At 48.0% G+C, this 14,729-nt stretch carries 12 protein-coding genes; 7 read left to right on the top strand and 5 right to left on the bottom strand.

The genetic code is table 11. The annotated features are described in order from the left end of the window. Positions 1 to 17: 17 nt before the first annotated feature. The 3 genes from ctaD (at position 18) to H6G89_RS02345 (ending at position 2,710) form a co-directional block, all read left to right on the top strand. Positions 18 to 1,679, top strand: a complete 1,662-nt coding sequence (ctaD, locus tag H6G89_RS02355) for a cytochrome c oxidase subunit I (RefSeq protein ID WP_190503655.1) — start codon at positions 18 to 20, stop codon at positions 1,677 to 1,679. 96 nt (positions 1,680 to 1,775) lie between these two features. Next, entirely contained in the window at positions 1,776 to 1,979 is a 204-nt protein-coding gene (locus tag H6G89_RS02350) for a hypothetical protein (protein ID WP_190503654.1), read from the top strand. A gap of 113 nt (positions 1,980 to 2,092) precedes the next feature. Continuing rightward, entirely contained in the window at positions 2,093 to 2,710 is a 618-nt protein-coding gene (locus H6G89_RS02345) for a cytochrome c oxidase subunit 3 (RefSeq protein WP_190503653.1), read from the top strand. A 65-nt stretch (positions 2,711 to 2,775) separates the two neighbouring features. Here H6G89_RS02345 and H6G89_RS02340 read toward each other — a convergent pair whose 3' ends face one another. Continuing rightward, positions 2,776 to 2,925, bottom strand: a complete 150-nt coding sequence (locus H6G89_RS02340) for a hypothetical protein (protein WP_190503652.1) — start codon at positions 2,923 to 2,925, stop codon at positions 2,776 to 2,778. Positions 2,926 to 2,984: 59 nt separating this feature from the next. Between H6G89_RS02340 and H6G89_RS02335 the strand changes: the two genes are divergently transcribed. Both H6G89_RS02335 and H6G89_RS02330 read left to right on the top strand, forming a co-directional pair. Continuing rightward, positions 2,985 to 3,404 carry a hypothetical protein gene (locus H6G89_RS02335; RefSeq protein ID WP_190503651.1) on the top strand — a complete coding sequence of 140 codons (420 nt, stop codon included), beginning with the start codon at positions 2,985 to 2,987 and terminating at the stop codon, positions 3,402 to 3,404. 218 nt (positions 3,405 to 3,622) lie between these two features. Then, positions 3,623 to 3,874 carry a hypothetical protein gene (locus H6G89_RS02330; RefSeq protein ID WP_190503650.1) on the top strand — a complete coding sequence of 84 codons (252 nt, stop codon included), beginning with the start codon at positions 3,623 to 3,625 and terminating at the stop codon, positions 3,872 to 3,874. Between the two features lie 434 nt (positions 3,875 to 4,308). On the opposite strand, the gene H6G89_RS02325 is transcribed toward H6G89_RS02330, so the two are convergent. The 3 genes from H6G89_RS02325 to H6G89_RS02315 form a co-directional block, all read right to left on the bottom strand. Beyond that, entirely contained in the window at positions 4,309 to 4,707 is a 399-nt protein-coding gene (locus tag H6G89_RS02325; RefSeq protein ID WP_190503649.1) for an ArsR/SmtB family transcription factor, read from the bottom strand. A gap of 33 nt (positions 4,708 to 4,740) precedes the next feature. Further along, entirely contained in the window at positions 4,741 to 4,908 is a 168-nt protein-coding gene (locus H6G89_RS02320) for a metallothionein (RefSeq protein ID WP_190503648.1), read from the bottom strand. 1,002 nt (positions 4,909 to 5,910) lie between these two features. After that, positions 5,911 to 9,921, bottom strand: coding sequence for a leucine-rich repeat domain-containing protein (locus H6G89_RS02315; protein ID WP_190503647.1), 4,011 nt, complete (start codon positions 9,919 to 9,921; stop codon positions 5,911 to 5,913). A gap of 308 nt (positions 9,922 to 10,229) precedes the next feature. On the opposite strand from H6G89_RS02315, the gene H6G89_RS02310 reads away from it, so the two are divergent. Then, positions 10,230 to 11,048 carry an SAM-dependent methyltransferase gene (locus H6G89_RS02310; RefSeq protein ID WP_190503646.1) on the top strand — a complete coding sequence of 273 codons (819 nt, stop codon included), beginning with the start codon at positions 10,230 to 10,232 and terminating at the stop codon, positions 11,046 to 11,048. Here the strand turns inward: H6G89_RS02310 and H6G89_RS02305 are convergent, their stop codons facing one another. Further along, on the bottom strand, positions 11,049 to 13,409 hold the full coding sequence (locus H6G89_RS02305; protein ID WP_190503645.1) for a S8 family serine peptidase: 2,361 nt from the start codon (positions 13,407 to 13,409) through the stop codon (positions 11,049 to 11,051). A gap of 544 nt (positions 13,410 to 13,953) precedes the next feature. Between H6G89_RS02305 and H6G89_RS02300 the strand changes: the two genes are divergently transcribed. Then, on the top strand, positions 13,954 to 14,586 hold the full coding sequence (locus H6G89_RS02300) for an HPF/RaiA family ribosome-associated protein (RefSeq protein WP_190503644.1): 633 nt from the start codon (positions 13,954 to 13,956) through the stop codon (positions 14,584 to 14,586). Positions 14,587 to 14,729: the final 143 nt, after the last annotated feature.

The following is a 14,729-nucleotide window of genomic DNA, read 5'->3' as shown; positions in this document are numbered from 1 at the left end:
AATCTCGATGTTTTCCCATGACTCAAACGTATCTTCCCACTGATGCTCCACCAGAGCAGCCACAACCCACGCCTAAAGTGTGGAAATGGTATGACTATTTCACCTTTAACACCGATCACAAAGTCATTGGCATTCAATATCTTGTCACCGCATTTGTGTTTTATCTGATCGGTGGATTGATGGCCGTTGCAATGCGCCTGGAGTTGTCTACACCAAATCCAGACTGGCTTGATCCCAATCTCTACAACGCCTTCATGACCAACCACGGCACGATCATGATCTTTTTGTGGATTGTGCCGAGTGCGATCGGTGGATTTGGTAATTTCCTCATTCCCTTGATGGTGGGTGCCAGAGATATGGCATTTCCCAAGTTGAATGCGATCGCCTTTTGGTTGAATCCTCCAGCAGGGGCGTTGTTGTTGCTCAGTTTCATCTTTGGTGGTGCCCAGGCAGGGTGGACGGCTTACCCACCGCTCAGTTTGATTACGGCTCCCATCGCTCAAACCCTCTGGATTCTTAGCATTGTTTTGGTAGGTACATCATCGATTTTGGGTTCAGTGAATTTTGTCATCACCATTTTGATGATGAAAGTGCCCAGTATGAAGTGGAGCCAGTTGCCGCTGTTTTGTTGGGCGATTTTGGCGACGTCAGTGCTAGCCCTGTTATCAACTCCTGTGCTGGCGGCGGGATTGGTGCTGTTACTGTTTGATATCAACTTTGGTACGTCGTTCTTCAAGCCTGATGCAGGGGGCAATGTTGTCATCTATCAGCACTTGTTCTGGTTCTATTCGCACCCTGCGGTGTATCTGATGATCCTGCCCATCTTTGGCATCATGTCAGAGGTGATTCCCGTTCATGCCCGGAAACCCATTTTTGGATATAAAGCGATCGCCTATTCCAGCCTGGCGATTTGCATTGTGGGTTTGTTTGTCTGGGTTCACCACATGTTTACCAGTGGCACGCCTCCCTGGATGCGGATTTTCTTCACGATTTCTACCCTGATTGTGGCAGTGCCGACTGGGGTCAAGATCTTTGGTTGGGTGGCGACCTTATGGGGTGGCAAGATCCGCTTCACGAGTGCGATGTTGTTTGCGATCGGGTTGCTCTCCATGTTTGTGGTTGGCGGTTTGGGCGGAGTCACCCTGGGAACAGCCCCCTTTGATCTCCACGTTCACGATACATACTATGTGGTAGGTCACTTCCATTACGTCTTGTTTGGTGGTTCTGTGTTTGGCATTTATGCCGGGATTTATCACTGGTTCCCCAAAATCACAGGACGCATGATGAATGAGCCATTGGGACGGGTTCACTTTGCGCTGACTTTTGTGGGCACCCATTTAACCTTCTTGCCGATGCACCAATTGGGCTTGCAGGGAATGCCGCGTCGTGTTGCGATGTACGACCCGCAATTCACCGCGATTAATCAACTCTGTACAATTGGTGCCTTCGTGTTGGCAGCATCAGTCATTCCCTTTGCAATTAATGTGATTTGGAGTTGGATATCGGGTGTGAAAGCATCTGATAACCCCTGGAATGCTCTCACGTTGGAATGGACAACCAGTTCGCCACCCTTAATCGAAAACTGGGAAGTTTTACCTGTGGTAACCCACGGTCCCTATGAGTACGGCAAGGATAACGAGACGTTAAAAGGACTCGAAGAAGCTGCTCCAGCCATTTGATGGACAACTCTAGTAGGGGCGAAGCCTTTTACCAATTTGATATGAGGATGCCTCTAATTTACCCTTGGCTGTCACCGTCCCCCTTAGCAAGCTGCCGTGTACACACATTTCCTGTATCAACCTCAAACTCCTGCGTTTGCCCCCCAACCCCCCAAACATGGGGGCGATCTACCTCCTACCGCTCAAAGTCCCCCAGAATTGGGGGATTTAGGGGGCGAAGAAGCTCCAAACGCAAAACAAACGACTTGTGTGTACACCGTCCCTCTTAGCACAGGGGACTACAGGGGGTTGTTGATTTAGCGCAGCTTCATATCTACTTGGTATCAGTCTTCAGCACTCGGCACTTTGTTATCTTCAAAGGCTTGCTTCTACAAAACGATGATTCACCACTCATTAACGTTTGACGAAGATCTATGCAAGATTCAATCTTAAACTCGCCTCAATCCATTCACACCGCCCAAGCGATCGCCCACCATGAAGAACACCCTGACCTGCGTGTTTGGGGACTCATCGCGTTTCTCGCTTCAGAATCGCTCATGTTTGGAGGTTTATTTGCAACCTATCTGCTGTTGCGTGGATCGGCAGCAGAATGGCCTCCCGAAGGAACCGAAGTAGAATTGTTAGTTCCTACGATTAACACCATCATTCTGGTGTCAAGTAGTTTTGTGATTCATTTAGGTGACTCTGCTATCAAGAAAAATAATGTGCAGGGGTTGCGGTTTTGGTACATTGTCACTGCTCTCATGGGCACTGTTTTTTTAGCAGGTCAGGTGTATGAATACTTGACGTTGGGCTATGGGCTAACCACTAATATCTTCTCAAATTGCTTCTATTTGATGACTGGATTTCACGGATTGCATGTGTTTGTGGGATTGTTGCTGATTCTCGGTGTGTTGTGGCGATCGCGTCGTTCAGGGCACTACTCCAATACAAAACACATCGGCGTTGAGATGGCAGAGATCTATTGGCACTTTGTAGACATTATTTGGATTGTTTTGTTTACGTTGCTCTATATTCTCACCACCATCTAAATGACGTAGGTTGGGTAGAGGTGTGAAACCCAGCAGTAGCAAGGGTTATGCTTTGCCAACCCAATCTACACCCTAAAGTAACGTGAATTCGGGATAAGGATTTCGGCGGTTAAAACCGCCGCTATCGGAGCAAAACCGACCGGCGTCGGTTCGTCAAATCCGGCATTTTCCGGAGTCCGTGTCGGCGGACTTCGCTCTAGTAGCCGCGAATTCATTCGCTGGGCTCTTAAACCGAACTGACGTTAAAGTATTTCCCCAGACCACGAAAGATTCTATGAAACCAAACGTTGTCAACATCCTCAAGGTTTGCGGCATCACATTATTCTTTCTCTCTCCTGCATTGGGTGTCCTAACGATTGTATGGCACTATCACACTGCGTTGTCGCGGACTCAACAGGCGATCGCCTCTGGATTCAGTACCCCTTCAGATGCCATGCTTTCAGACTCGTTGTTGATCTCATCAACTCCCCAGTTAGAGAGTTGTTCAACCGCTTTCTACAGTCCTGGCTTAATGCCACCTGTCATAACCCAATTGCAAACAGTGATTCATACCCTTTTAGGGATTGGTTTTTTACTGGGGCTTGGTTATGCCTTTGGAAACGCACTCTATAAGCGATATCGGGGCTATCGAGTGACGGTGATTCGAGAGCAGGTTGAACGGTTAGAACGGTTGTGGCAGCAAGAGCATTGTTAGCGGCATTGCTGATCTTGGGGATGAATGATTCGCGAGCATCCTGCTCGCACTGGTTTAAACGATTCACCTGAAAGGAGTGTGAGCGTCTTGCTCACGTCTGTGTCAAAATAATCATCCCTCTATTCAGCAACGCCCATTGTTAGCAAATTGTTAGCGAATCACAGGGCGTTCCGCGAAACGCCCAATCCCATCTATTGCCCTATATTCTGAGCATGATCATGTCAGACACTCGTCAAGACCAATACTTTAACCTGATCGATCGCCTGCTCAAGTGCCCCAGTGGGCAGGAGCCAGAGATTTTGGATAGTCAGCCTGATTTGTTGGATGAGGGGTTAATTAAAACTCTGATGCAAGTCGCAACCATGATGGCACATCAAGATAATCAAGATGCGGCAAAGTTTTTGATCTACATTGCACGACAATTGAGTAAAGAACTGGGATTCTATCCGCAAGTGTCACCCGGTCAGTAGATGTTGAGAAATAGAAATTAATAGGACTTACGCACTTGAAGCCCAAACTTTGACCCCCCCTAGCCCCCTTGAAAAGGCTACGGTGTACACCCAAATCTCCTAATCTAACCAATGTGGATTTGATCCTCCCTAACCCTCCTTAAAAAGGAGGGAACCGGAGCCAAAGTCCCTCTTTTTAAGCGGGATTTAGGGGGATCGTGCAGAAGCTTGGCATCTCAACCGAGATCTGTATACACGGTAGCTCCTGTGGGAGAGGGCTAGGGTGAGGGTTAAAACAGGTGAAAGTTTCAGAAAAGTCGCACATGGGTGTCCTTAGTACAACTCGTCGTAAATAGGGGTGGGAATTCGGGGTGCAGGGGTGGAACCCCTGACTGGGGGCGAAGCCCCCATACCCCCTGGTTTTATTTCCAAACCCTATCTGTGAATCACAGTACTTAGTCTTCATCCAAGTGCTCTACAACGGCTTGATAAAAGCTGAGCACATGATGATCTTGAAGCCGATAAAAGACATGTCGCCCCTGCTTACGCGAACTGACAAGTCGAATCGCACGTAAGGTTCGCAGTTGATGAGATACGGCAGATTCATTCATGCCCAGTGTTGCTGCCAGATCACCCACGCACAATTCTTGCTTTGCCAGAATTGAGAGAATCCGCAGGCGATTTGGGTCAGCCAAAAAGCCGAGAAACTCTGCCATGCGTTGTGCTTTTTCGCTGGTGAGCGGCTCCTGTTGTAACAGGTCAGCATGGACAGAGTGATCGAGATGGGGAACATCACAACAGAGATCTTCCCCATCGTCCGCTACAGAAGTATGGTCAGCAGATTTATCGAGCATTGGATTTATCGAGCGGCAGAGCGTGTCTGCTCATTAAGAATGGCAACCACATCCAGTATGACCGCAACCTGCTCCTTGAGTGTGTCCACTTGCACAAGCATCACTGCAATACGCTTTTTCGTCTTTCATGACAGCATCGGTCAGTGAAACGATGCACAAGCAGTCAGGACAAGCACATTTCATTTGAGTAACAGTAGTCATGAGAGTTTCTCCACAACAATTTTGATGGCGATCGCAGCGTTGATTTGAAGCGGTGTAGGAATTCTCTCTTTGAAAGGGACAATTCTCACATCCCTGATGCTAACCACTCTGTCGATCGCTCTATTTAGATATTAACATCTGAACAGGCATTCATATATTAAGGTTTTGTATGGAAGTAGCCAGAGATTGGACTTTGTACAGAACTCACCTTCGACCCTCCTCAATTGGGGAGATGTGTGTGGGGCGATCGCTGAATAAAACGAAGGCACACAAACCATCAAGGGTTAGAAGCAACATTACGTTTGTTCAAACAAACGTTGCTTCTGTTTGAATCGGAGTAACTCTCGTTTGAATCAGAGTAACTCTCGTTTGAACGATTGCAGCTATCGTTTATATCTTTCTAGCTTTTGCTTAAACGAAACTTATATTTGTTTGAATCGGAGTAACTCTCGTTTGAACGATTGCAGCTAACGCTTATACCTTTCTAGCTTTTGCTTAAACGAAACTTATACTTGCTTAAACGATTGCAGCTAACGCTTATATCTTTCTAGCTTTTGCTTAAACAAAGCTTATACTTTCATAAAGCGAAAGTAACTCTGGTTCAAGTTCCTCTAAGTCATACCAATAGAACTTACGCACCTGAAGCCTAAACCTTTGATCCCGCTTGAAAAGGCTGCTGTGTATACACAAGTTCCCTCAGCCCCCTAAATCCCCTATTCTGGGGGACTTTGGAGCCATATGAGCGGATCGGGAGTCCCTCAATTTTGGGGGGTTGGGGGGCAAATGCAGGATTTTGAGGTTGATACAAGAGATATGTATACACCGTAGCCTTACTAAGGGGAGGTTGGGAGGGGCCGCATGTGTCGTGTTTTCAAATCAAATTGGTATAACTACGTAAGTTCTGACCAGTTTGAATTAAAAACCTGCCAGAACGCTGTACGGGTTTGGCAATGCCAAACCCCTCCTAAATCTTGAGAGGCGTTATTAGCCAATGCTGTACGGCTATGCTCCATTGGCAGCAGCTTTGATCTTCTGGCAAATCTCAACCCAGGCGCGATCGCGTCTTGCTGTTGAGATGCCACTTAATGGTTTATCGGTGGGATGGGCTGCCTGATATTTCTCGATCGCTGTTGCTTCATAGTTGCTAGCTCGTACTGGAATCCAGAGAATCTGTACCCCTTCGGCTTTAACCGCATCCAATAGGGGAGGCAATTCGTTTTTAGCGATAAAATCAGAGGCAAGAAATCCAGGTGTAACCAGTAAGACGGCTACTTTGGTTGCGGCTAACGCTTTCTGAATTTCATCGAACCAGACCGCACCCGGTTTGATTTGTGTGTCGTCCCAAAGCTTCAGGTTTTGTTCGCGGACGAGTGGTTCTAAATGCTGTTTGAGATCCTCAAACCACTTTTTGTCTTTATGGCTATAGCTAATGAAGACTAAATCTCTCATCGGTTTAGATATTGGTTTTTGGAGTTGAGTCGCACGAGCCAGGATGGCTTCTCTTTCGCGATCGAGGTCTTGTTGCAACGGATTTTGTACTCGCCCCCCTAGCTCCCCTAGCCCCCCTAGCCCCCCAACTTTGGGGGGAACAGGCTCACCAAAGTCCCCCACTTGTGGGGGATTTAGGGGGCTTGTCAGAAACTCAGATGGCAACAACACATCATCAATCAATTGTCGAACTTCGACATCCTGACCACTCTCGTAACACATGATCTGATATTGTCGCCGATCGAGAAACTGCTTGAGTCGTTCAAAATCATAGCAATAAGGTTTTGGATTTCCCTTGCAAACATCACAGTTGCAAGGAATCAGTTTGCGAAACTTCAATCGCTCAAACGACTGGTGAATCTTATCGATCTCATGGGTGACAACTGCCAATAACTCCTTCTTACGACTGCCCGACACCTTCACCCGAATCTCGCGTTGACTATAATGCTCCACAACTTCAGCACGAGTTTGATCTTTGAGCAATACTACTCCACTGCGCCAAACCAGCTTTTGCTCCTCAATCCAGGGGTGCATCTCCACAATTAACCGAGTCAAGATGCCCTTGGGCATAAACTCATACTCATAGCGTAGGGTCAGGTTATTGAAGTCATCCCAGGCATAGTCAGGTTGATCAATCGTGAGGAGTTGCGGGGCAATGTAAACGTTAGAACGACCGGGAATCTCGTAGCAAAGCTTGAAGCGCATCATTAACCGCAGCAACTCATCCCGCTTGTCGGCATACTTTGAGTCTTGCCAGATCTCCTTCAGGTCGTCCTGTGTAAAACAACCCAAATTCTTAATTACCGTGTCGTTATCCAACACCTTGTAAACTGCCGTTGTGCCCCATTCCGGTTTGAGGATGACGGTGTATTTCAACACGGGGTCATCTTGAAAGTGGAGACACACGCCCAGGTCATGCAGATAGCGACTGAGCCGCAACATATCGGTCTGGTCGGTGAGACGATTGATGCGGCAAAGCTCATAATATTCCGGGAGGCTCAAGGTATTACGCGAGTCATTTTCAATCGCCAGACGGACTCGCACCCACAGCTTAGGTAGGGGTGTACCGACGTGGGGCAGTTTGCTAATGTATTGCTGAATGGCATCTTTGATTTCAGTTAATCCCCGTTTGGTGGCTAAATTAGTGGCTAACACCTCTTTCAAGTTTGTGAACTCGCCCCGCAATTGCCGCTCATTCACCACACATTGACGGTCTTGCTTTTCGTTTTTGATGATGAAAACCGGGCTATTGTCGCTCAATAACTCAATCACCTTGAGCCAATAATAAAAGTCAGTGTTGTCTTGGCGGGTGTCAGCAACTAGTGCATAGAGCGAACGCTCGGTGAGAAAAAACTGATGGGTCTGGTGATAGATCTCCTGTCCGCCAAAATCCCAGATGTTGACACGAAACTCATGCCCATTGGGTAAGGGAAAATTCCAGCGAATTACCTCAATCCCTTCGGTAGATTTCTCCTCCGGTTTCAGTTCATAACTCTCCTTCTCAATCTTCTTGGCGAGTGAAGTCTTGCCTGCTCCCCCTTCTCCCACAATCAAAAACTTTGCCTCATAGAGCAACTCCGATTCATTGGGGTCTTGCACCCGAAAGTAAAACTCTAAAATCTCATGCACATCCCCTGGATTTGCATACTTATTTTCAGGTCCTAAAATCTCTGGTGGAATCGGGAGAGGATTACCGCGCAAATCAAGTTTGTTAAGACGCACTAACTGTTGAATCTCAGAGGGTAACTGACTCAATTGATTATTTTGAAGATTCAACTCCTCAAGATTGACGAGTTGAATGACCTGTATCGGTAATGTGTTGAATTGATTGCTACTGAGGTCGAGCGATCGCAGGTTTTGCAGTTGAGTGATTTCAGGGGGTAACTGACTCAACTCATTGGAACTAAGGTCGAGCGATTGCAGGTTTTGTAGTTGAGTGATTTCAGGGGGCAACTGACTCAACTCATTGGAACTGAGGTCGAGTGATCGCAGATTGACCAGTTGCGAGAATTGCGGGGGAAGTTCAGTTAATTGGCTACCACGGAAGAAGAGTGATCGCAGATTGACCAGTTGCGAGAATTTTGGGGGAAGTTCAGTTAATTGGTTGTTCCAAAGGTCGAGCGATCGCAGATTAACCAGTTGCGAAATGTGTGAGGGAAGTTTGGTTAATTCTTTGCCACTAAGGTTAAGCGATCGCAGATTGACCAGTTGCGAGAATTGTGGGGGAAGTTCAGTTAATTGGTTGCTACTGAGGTTGAGCGATCGCAGATTGACCAGCTGCGAGAATTGTGGGGGAAGTTCAGTTAATTGGTTGCTACCGAGGTTGAGCGATCGCAGATTGACCAGTTGCGAGAATTGTGGGGGAAGTTCAGTTAATTGATTGTTCCAGAGGTTGAGGAATCGCAGATTGACCAGTTGCGAGAATTGTGGGGGAAGTTCAGTTAATTGATTGTTCCAGAGGTCGAGCGATCGCAGATTGACTAGTTGCGAGAATTGTGGGGGAAGTTCGGTTAATTGGTTGTTCCAGAGATTGAGCGATCGCAGATTGACTAGTTGCAAGAATTGTGGGGGAAGTTCAGTTAATTGGTTGCTCCAAAGGTCGAGTGATCGTAGATTGACTAGTTGCAAGAATTGTGGGGGAAGTTCAGTTAATTGATTGTTCCAAAGGTCGAGTGATCGCAGATTAACTAGTTGCGAGAATTGTGGGGGAAGCTCAGTTAACTGGTTGCCACCGAGATTGAGTGATCGCAGATTAACTAGTTGCGAGAATTGTGGGGGAAGCTCAGTTAACTGGTTGTTCCAGAAATTAAGCAACCGCAGATTGACCAGTTGCGAGAATTGTGGGGGAAGTTCGGTTAGTTCGTTGCCACTGAGATTGAGTGATCGCAGATTAACTAGTTGCGAGAATTGTGGGGGAAGTTCAGTTAATTGATTGTTCCAGAGATTGAGCGATCGCAGATTAACTAGTTGCGAGAATTGTGGGGGAAGTTCGGTTAGTTGATTGTTCCAGAGATTGAGCGATCGCAGATTAACTAGTTGCGAGAATTGTGGGGGAAGTTCGGTTAATTGGTTGTCACCGAGATTGAGCGATCGCAAGTTTTGCAATTGAGCAATTTCAACAGGCAATTGGTTCAACTGGTTGTTACTGAGGTTGAGCAGTCCCAGTTTTTTGAGTTCCCCGATCTCAGGAGGCAGAGCTTTGAGGCGATTCTCACTGAGGTCGAGCCATTTCAGGTTTTGCAATTGCCCAATTTCGGGGGGCAACTTGATGAGGCAATTGTTCCAGATTTTTAGTCGCTCTAGTTGGGTTAAATTGCCAATCTCTGGAGGTAGGGTGGTGAGGTTATTGGTTAACTTTTCAGAGCGACTGCCTTCGTCGTAGCCTTGCCGACCCAAGATCAGGGTTTTGAGATGGGTGAGTTTGCCAATCTCTGGAGGCAACTCGGTGAGGTTCATGCCAGAGAGGTCGAGGGTGGTGGCGTTGGTGGCGACGGCGCGATCGATGATCTCTAGCAGAGTAGGCATGGGAGTAGGGAGTGGGGAGTGGGGAGTGGGGGGAGGAAAGGATAAAGGATGAAGGATGAAGGATAAGAGGGAAGAGGGAGGGGGAAAGGATAAAGGATGAAGGATAAAAGGGAAGAGGCGCGATTTATCGCGTCTGTGCGAGGAGTGGAGGGGTAAAGGAGTGGAGGGCAGTCAGTTTTTATTTTTGGTCTACATCTTAATCCAGAATTTGGGTGAGGGGGTTAAAGGAAGAGGGGCGATCGCTCAAACTCATTTAGCTGCGGTTTCAACTGCCAAAATCCTGACCCGACTCAGGTTATCGTTAAGACATGAAGGATTCGGTTTCCTATACTGCTCTGATCATGGCAGCCAAACGAGCGATCGAAAGTACCCGACCCGATCGCCTGTTTGATGATCCCTTTGCGGCGCAACTGGCAGGCGAGGAAGTCGATATCTTGATCCAGCAGTGGGCGAGTATGGGCAAAGAATTGGAATTTGCCAAAATTGCCTACACTCGCTATGTCGCCGTTCGCACTCGATTTTTTGATGAGTTTGTTTTGTCAGCGTCGGCAGAGGCACAGCAACTCGTAATTTTAGGAGCGGGGATGGATACTCGCGCCTTTCGGTTGCCCTGGGCAACGGAGATGCAGATCTATGAGGTCGATCGCCCTGAGATTATGACGTACAAAGAATCCATTTTGAAAGATGCGCCATTGAGTTGTCAGCGGCAGAGCATTGCCCTTGACCTTACCGACGACTGGGTGGATGCATTGTGTTGTCAGGGTTACCAGTGCGATCGCCCCTCCATCTGGCTGTTAGAAGGATTACTGATGTATCTTCCAGAAGCCACTGTGCATCCTCTCCTGCAAACTATTGCTGCCTTAACCACACCAGGGAGTCGGTTAGGAGTTGATCTGATCAGTGTGCGATCGCTAGAGTGTGCATTGCGGAGTCAAGGCAGGGTGAGACGGCACTGGCAATTTGCGACCAACGAGCCAGAGCAATTACTCGCCCAATATGGCTGGGCTGCAACGGTGGTGGAACCCGGTGATCCAACCGCAGACTTTGGTCGGTGTCCTGACCCACCGTTACCCCGTCACATCCCCGGAAAGCGGCGATCGTTCTTGGCGACGGCTCGAAAACGGTAGCTACACATAGCTGAAATAGCTGGCAGCCAGATTCAGATCGGTAGGATTCACGCCGCGAATCACCGCAACCAAATCGGGACTGGTGACTCGATTCAAATAAATGGCTGTGCCCGTTTCAGTGGCGATCGGGGAAGCTCCCAGGCTATACAAACTGGCATTCCCATAGAGTTGGATTCGGTCAGCATCCGCCGCAAAGTCGGTAATGACAGCATAATCTGCCAGACCTGCTCCCGCACCCACCGCATCTCCGTAAAACACGGCTATGCCATCGCCCAACACAAACAGGTCAGCACCCGACCCTCCGGTCAGCCTGTCAATCGTGGCAATTCCTCGTTCTGCCCCACATCCAATGAGTGTGTCTGCCTGATTGCCACCCAACAAAACGTCGTTACCGCCACCGCCAATCAGCGTGTCATCGTTGCGTCCTCCCTGCAACTGGTTGTCAACTGCATTGCCTGTGACTATATCTCTGCCATCACCCGCGATCGCATTTTCGATCACGGTTCCTGCGGTGATCTGGAGCGTGTTTCCTGCCAGAGTACTGGACTGTCCCGATTCTAAATTGAGGGTGAGATCTGACCGCAACGCAGCCGCATTAATCGTATCGACGCCACCATTGGTATCTGTCAAAACTCGACGGTTGGCGGTTGCTGCATCGGTAAATCGGGCAAATTCCTCAGTGTAAACGTAAGTGTCTGAGGCGGTAATGGCATCCCCATACAAATTTACCCGTGCAGATACCAGATTTCCTTTGCCCAATCTGCCACTGTCAAACACCCGGACTCTCCAGGTGCCACCGCTTGTCTCACCCCAGTGAAACGTGCTGGTAAAGACATAATTTAAGCCCTTCTGGTAGAACTTACCCAGGCGAAACGAGGCGCGATCGCCCAATTCTAACGCCAGTTCAGGGTTTCTTCGCAGTCGAGAAAACGGAACGGACTCACCGCCCACCGTCAAGGTTGCTCGTCGTTTCGATAGTTGTGACCCGTCAAACACCAAACTCCGAGTTCCAGCAGGGGAAACCAACTCAATCAGCAAATCTTCGATCGCACTGTGGTTTACCTGAATGTCTAATTCTGCATGGTTGATCAACAGTCCCTCGGCAACGGGCAACGTTGCCTCCAGGAATTGCCGCCGAGAATCGGGAATATCTTTGCCGCGTCGCCGGAATCGTCTCACTGAAGTCAGGAAGGTTTCATTGGCAGCGGTACTTCGCAACTGCCAGGTTTCCGCCAGACGAACGGCAGCATGAGCATCTACAAATCCAAAACCATAGTTGTCATTGACGTGTAGCCCGCCACCATTCCAGTTCTTAGCCCCATTGAACTGCCATCGTACCTGCTCTGGAAAATTTTGCCTTGCTGAATACGCCAAAATTTCCTGGACATCTCGATAACCCAGGTTAGGGTTAGCTTGCAGCATCAGGGCAACTACTCCAGAGATCTGTGGTGCTGCCGCTGAGGTGCCGCTAAACTCCCCGGTGTAGTTTGGATCTGTACCCGCAAAACTGCTGCGCTCTACACCCAGGATAGGGCTTCGAGGATTGCCGGGGTTGTAGCCCTGATTGCCCGGTCGATCCGTTGTGACGATGTTAAACCCATCCTGTCCGCGAGTTGGCTCGTCTCCTTCGGCAAAGGCAGAAATCAGCAACGACGACCCGGCTGAACTATAGTCTGCGGCTCGCCCACGTCCGTTAATAGCAGAGACGGCAATGCCAAATCGAGAGGAATTTGTTGTATAGGAATCGACATCAAACCCCCGTTTGAATTCATTCCCTGCGGCAAAGATCAAAACGGTGCCCAGTCCATTGCGTCCGGTTGTGGTGGCATCCCTTAAAGTGGCGATCGTCTGCCGACCCAGTGGGAAATAGCGGGGATTGTCAGAAAAAGGATTATCGTATGCCCAACTGTTATTGGATACATCAAACGCTTTCTGGCGTGCCAGTGCAGCGACTACTCCAATGGCACGAAATGAAGATGAAATTGAGTTATAGCTGGTAATTTTTGCATTGTAAGCAACGCCGACCGTGCCGATGCCGTTACGGGCTGCTGCAATAATGCCAGCGACAGACGTGCCGTGAGCGTCATCTCGCGTCAGAGGGCTACCCAGTCGAGCGTAATTGTAGTCAGGGAACAGAGGAACAACGCTGCTGTAATTAGAACTTAAGTCAGGGTGGTCGAGGGGAATCCCATCATCAACAACGCTAACAGTAATACCCTGTCCAGTGTATTCATCCCAAACGTCAAAATTATTGGGGTCACTATCAACCAGATTCAAGTCAATCCCTGGAGTTCGATCACCTTGACCTGTGTTGTAAACATACCACTGGTACTGGAAGTAAGGATCGGTTGGTAAAGCCATGGGAAATAGAGAGTAGTGTTAGGTTGCAGAACGTTCAAGGATGCAGAGCACGAGTTTAAAAAGAGGATTAAACAAAGGTTGAATCGTCTTTGCGTTCTAAACTATCACAGTCCGGCTAAATTCCCCGTGTTGTAGGAATTTCTCAATGTTTTCTCTCTGGTCAATATCAGTGCCTAATAAATCAGTCCCTAATAAAAATGTGTATCCATCTTTGCAGTGGCGTGAATTCCTAAACCCGCCTCTCTAGATAAACGCCATCTCTGTCCACGGAACGAGGATTTTATCGCCTATCTCAAAGAAGGTAAAACTAATACAAATTGAGCAAACCCGGTGCAAATCAGACAATCTATTAAGGAAGTGGATCATTGGCGAGGGTGTGATACGTCTTCCCTAATAAGGGGTTGATGTGTTGTGACCGTTGAATCAATTAACATGAACACTGAGTTAAATGGAGAGTCTAATTTTTGTACCGAAACTTTAAAAGTCTGCTATCTGCATAACTGTGGTGCAGTGTGAAGTCAGACAGTGTTTAGGAGAAATCGATATGCAAGTAGCACTGGAAATTACTTATCGCGATGTGGATAAAACACCAGCGATCGAGTCTCTAGTACAAGAAAAAGTTGCCAAATTAGAGCGGTTGTGTAACTACATCAACAGTTGTCAAATTGCTCTCGAAAAGATACACGATCGCCCCAAGCATGGTTCTCCCTATCGTGTACGGATTGACATCACTGTGCCCCCAAATCACGAGTTAGTGGCAGATAGTAACCCAGGCGATCGCATCCAGTATGCGGAGTTAGATACTGTGATTCGAGATGCCTTTAGCAAAGTTGAACGGCAATTGAAAGAGCTAACTGAGAAACAACGCGAAAGCGAAAAAACAAAAGGTGTGGCGGCTCAAGACACCGTTGCTCTCGTGACAAGGCTCTTTCCTGAAGCAGGATATGGTTTTATTAAACGGATAGACGATGGGGAAGACATTTACTTCCATCGTAATAGCGTATTGCACGACAATTTTGATCGGCTTGAAGTCGGCACAGGAGTTCGGTTTGAAGCCGAAGAAGGAGATAAGGGCTTGCAAGCTACCAGTGTTCAGATTGTGAATAAACCGGGTGTGAGTGTTGGCAAAGCCGATGAAGAGTTGATTGAACCTCCCTTGGGATGGCAGGAGCGTTAGGTCTAAGGAGATTTCTGAGAAAGAATTTACCAGTCGGTTTCTGGTAGGGGCGTTTCGCGAAACGCCCTTGCAGGTATTTTGTTTCCTGGATATCTCCTCAGGATCGCGAATTTATTTATTAAGGTGTAATTCCTGGCGTAGGG

The sequence above is a fragment of the Oscillatoria sp. FACHB-1407 genome (assembly GCF_014697545.1).
In the GTDB taxonomy this organism is placed as follows: Bacteria; Cyanobacteriota; Cyanobacteriia; order Elainellales; family Elainellaceae; genus FACHB-1407.
This window is presented reverse-complemented; position numbering and strand designations above follow the sequence as displayed.

Bases quoted from the DNA above. Each gene is read 5' to 3' on its own strand.
- H6G89_RS02335 (WP_190503651.1), top strand. From the start codon at position 2,985: ATGAAACCAAACGTTGTCAACATCCTCAAGGTTTGCGGCATCACATTA.
- H6G89_RS02300 (WP_190503644.1), top strand. From the start codon at position 13,954: ATGCAAGTAGCACTGGAAATTACTTATCGCGATGTGGATAAAACACCA.
- H6G89_RS02315 (WP_190503647.1), bottom strand. From the start codon at position 9,921: ATGCCTACTCTGCTAGAGATCATCGATCGCGCCGTCGCCACCAACGCC.
- ctaD (WP_190503655.1), top strand. From the start codon at position 18: ATGACTCAAACGTATCTTCCCACTGATGCTCCACCAGAGCAGCCACAA.
- H6G89_RS02325 (WP_190503649.1), bottom strand. From the start codon at position 4,707: ATGCTCGATAAATCTGCTGACCATACTTCTGTAGCGGACGATGGGGAA.
- H6G89_RS02345 (WP_190503653.1), top strand. From the start codon at position 2,093: ATGCAAGATTCAATCTTAAACTCGCCTCAATCCATTCACACCGCCCAA.
- H6G89_RS02320 (WP_190503648.1), bottom strand. From the start codon at position 4,908: ATGACTACTGTTACTCAAATGAAATGTGCTTGTCCTGACTGCTTGTGC.
- H6G89_RS02340 (WP_190503652.1), bottom strand. From the start codon at position 2,925: ATGAATTCGCGGCTACTAGAGCGAAGTCCGCCGACACGGACTCCGGAA.
- H6G89_RS02310 (WP_190503646.1), top strand. From the start codon at position 10,230: ATGAAGGATTCGGTTTCCTATACTGCTCTGATCATGGCAGCCAAACGA.
- H6G89_RS02330 (WP_190503650.1), top strand. From the start codon at position 3,623: ATGTCAGACACTCGTCAAGACCAATACTTTAACCTGATCGATCGCCTG.
- H6G89_RS02305 (WP_190503645.1), bottom strand. From the start codon at position 13,409: ATGGCTTTACCAACCGATCCTTACTTCCAGTACCAGTGGTATGTTTAC.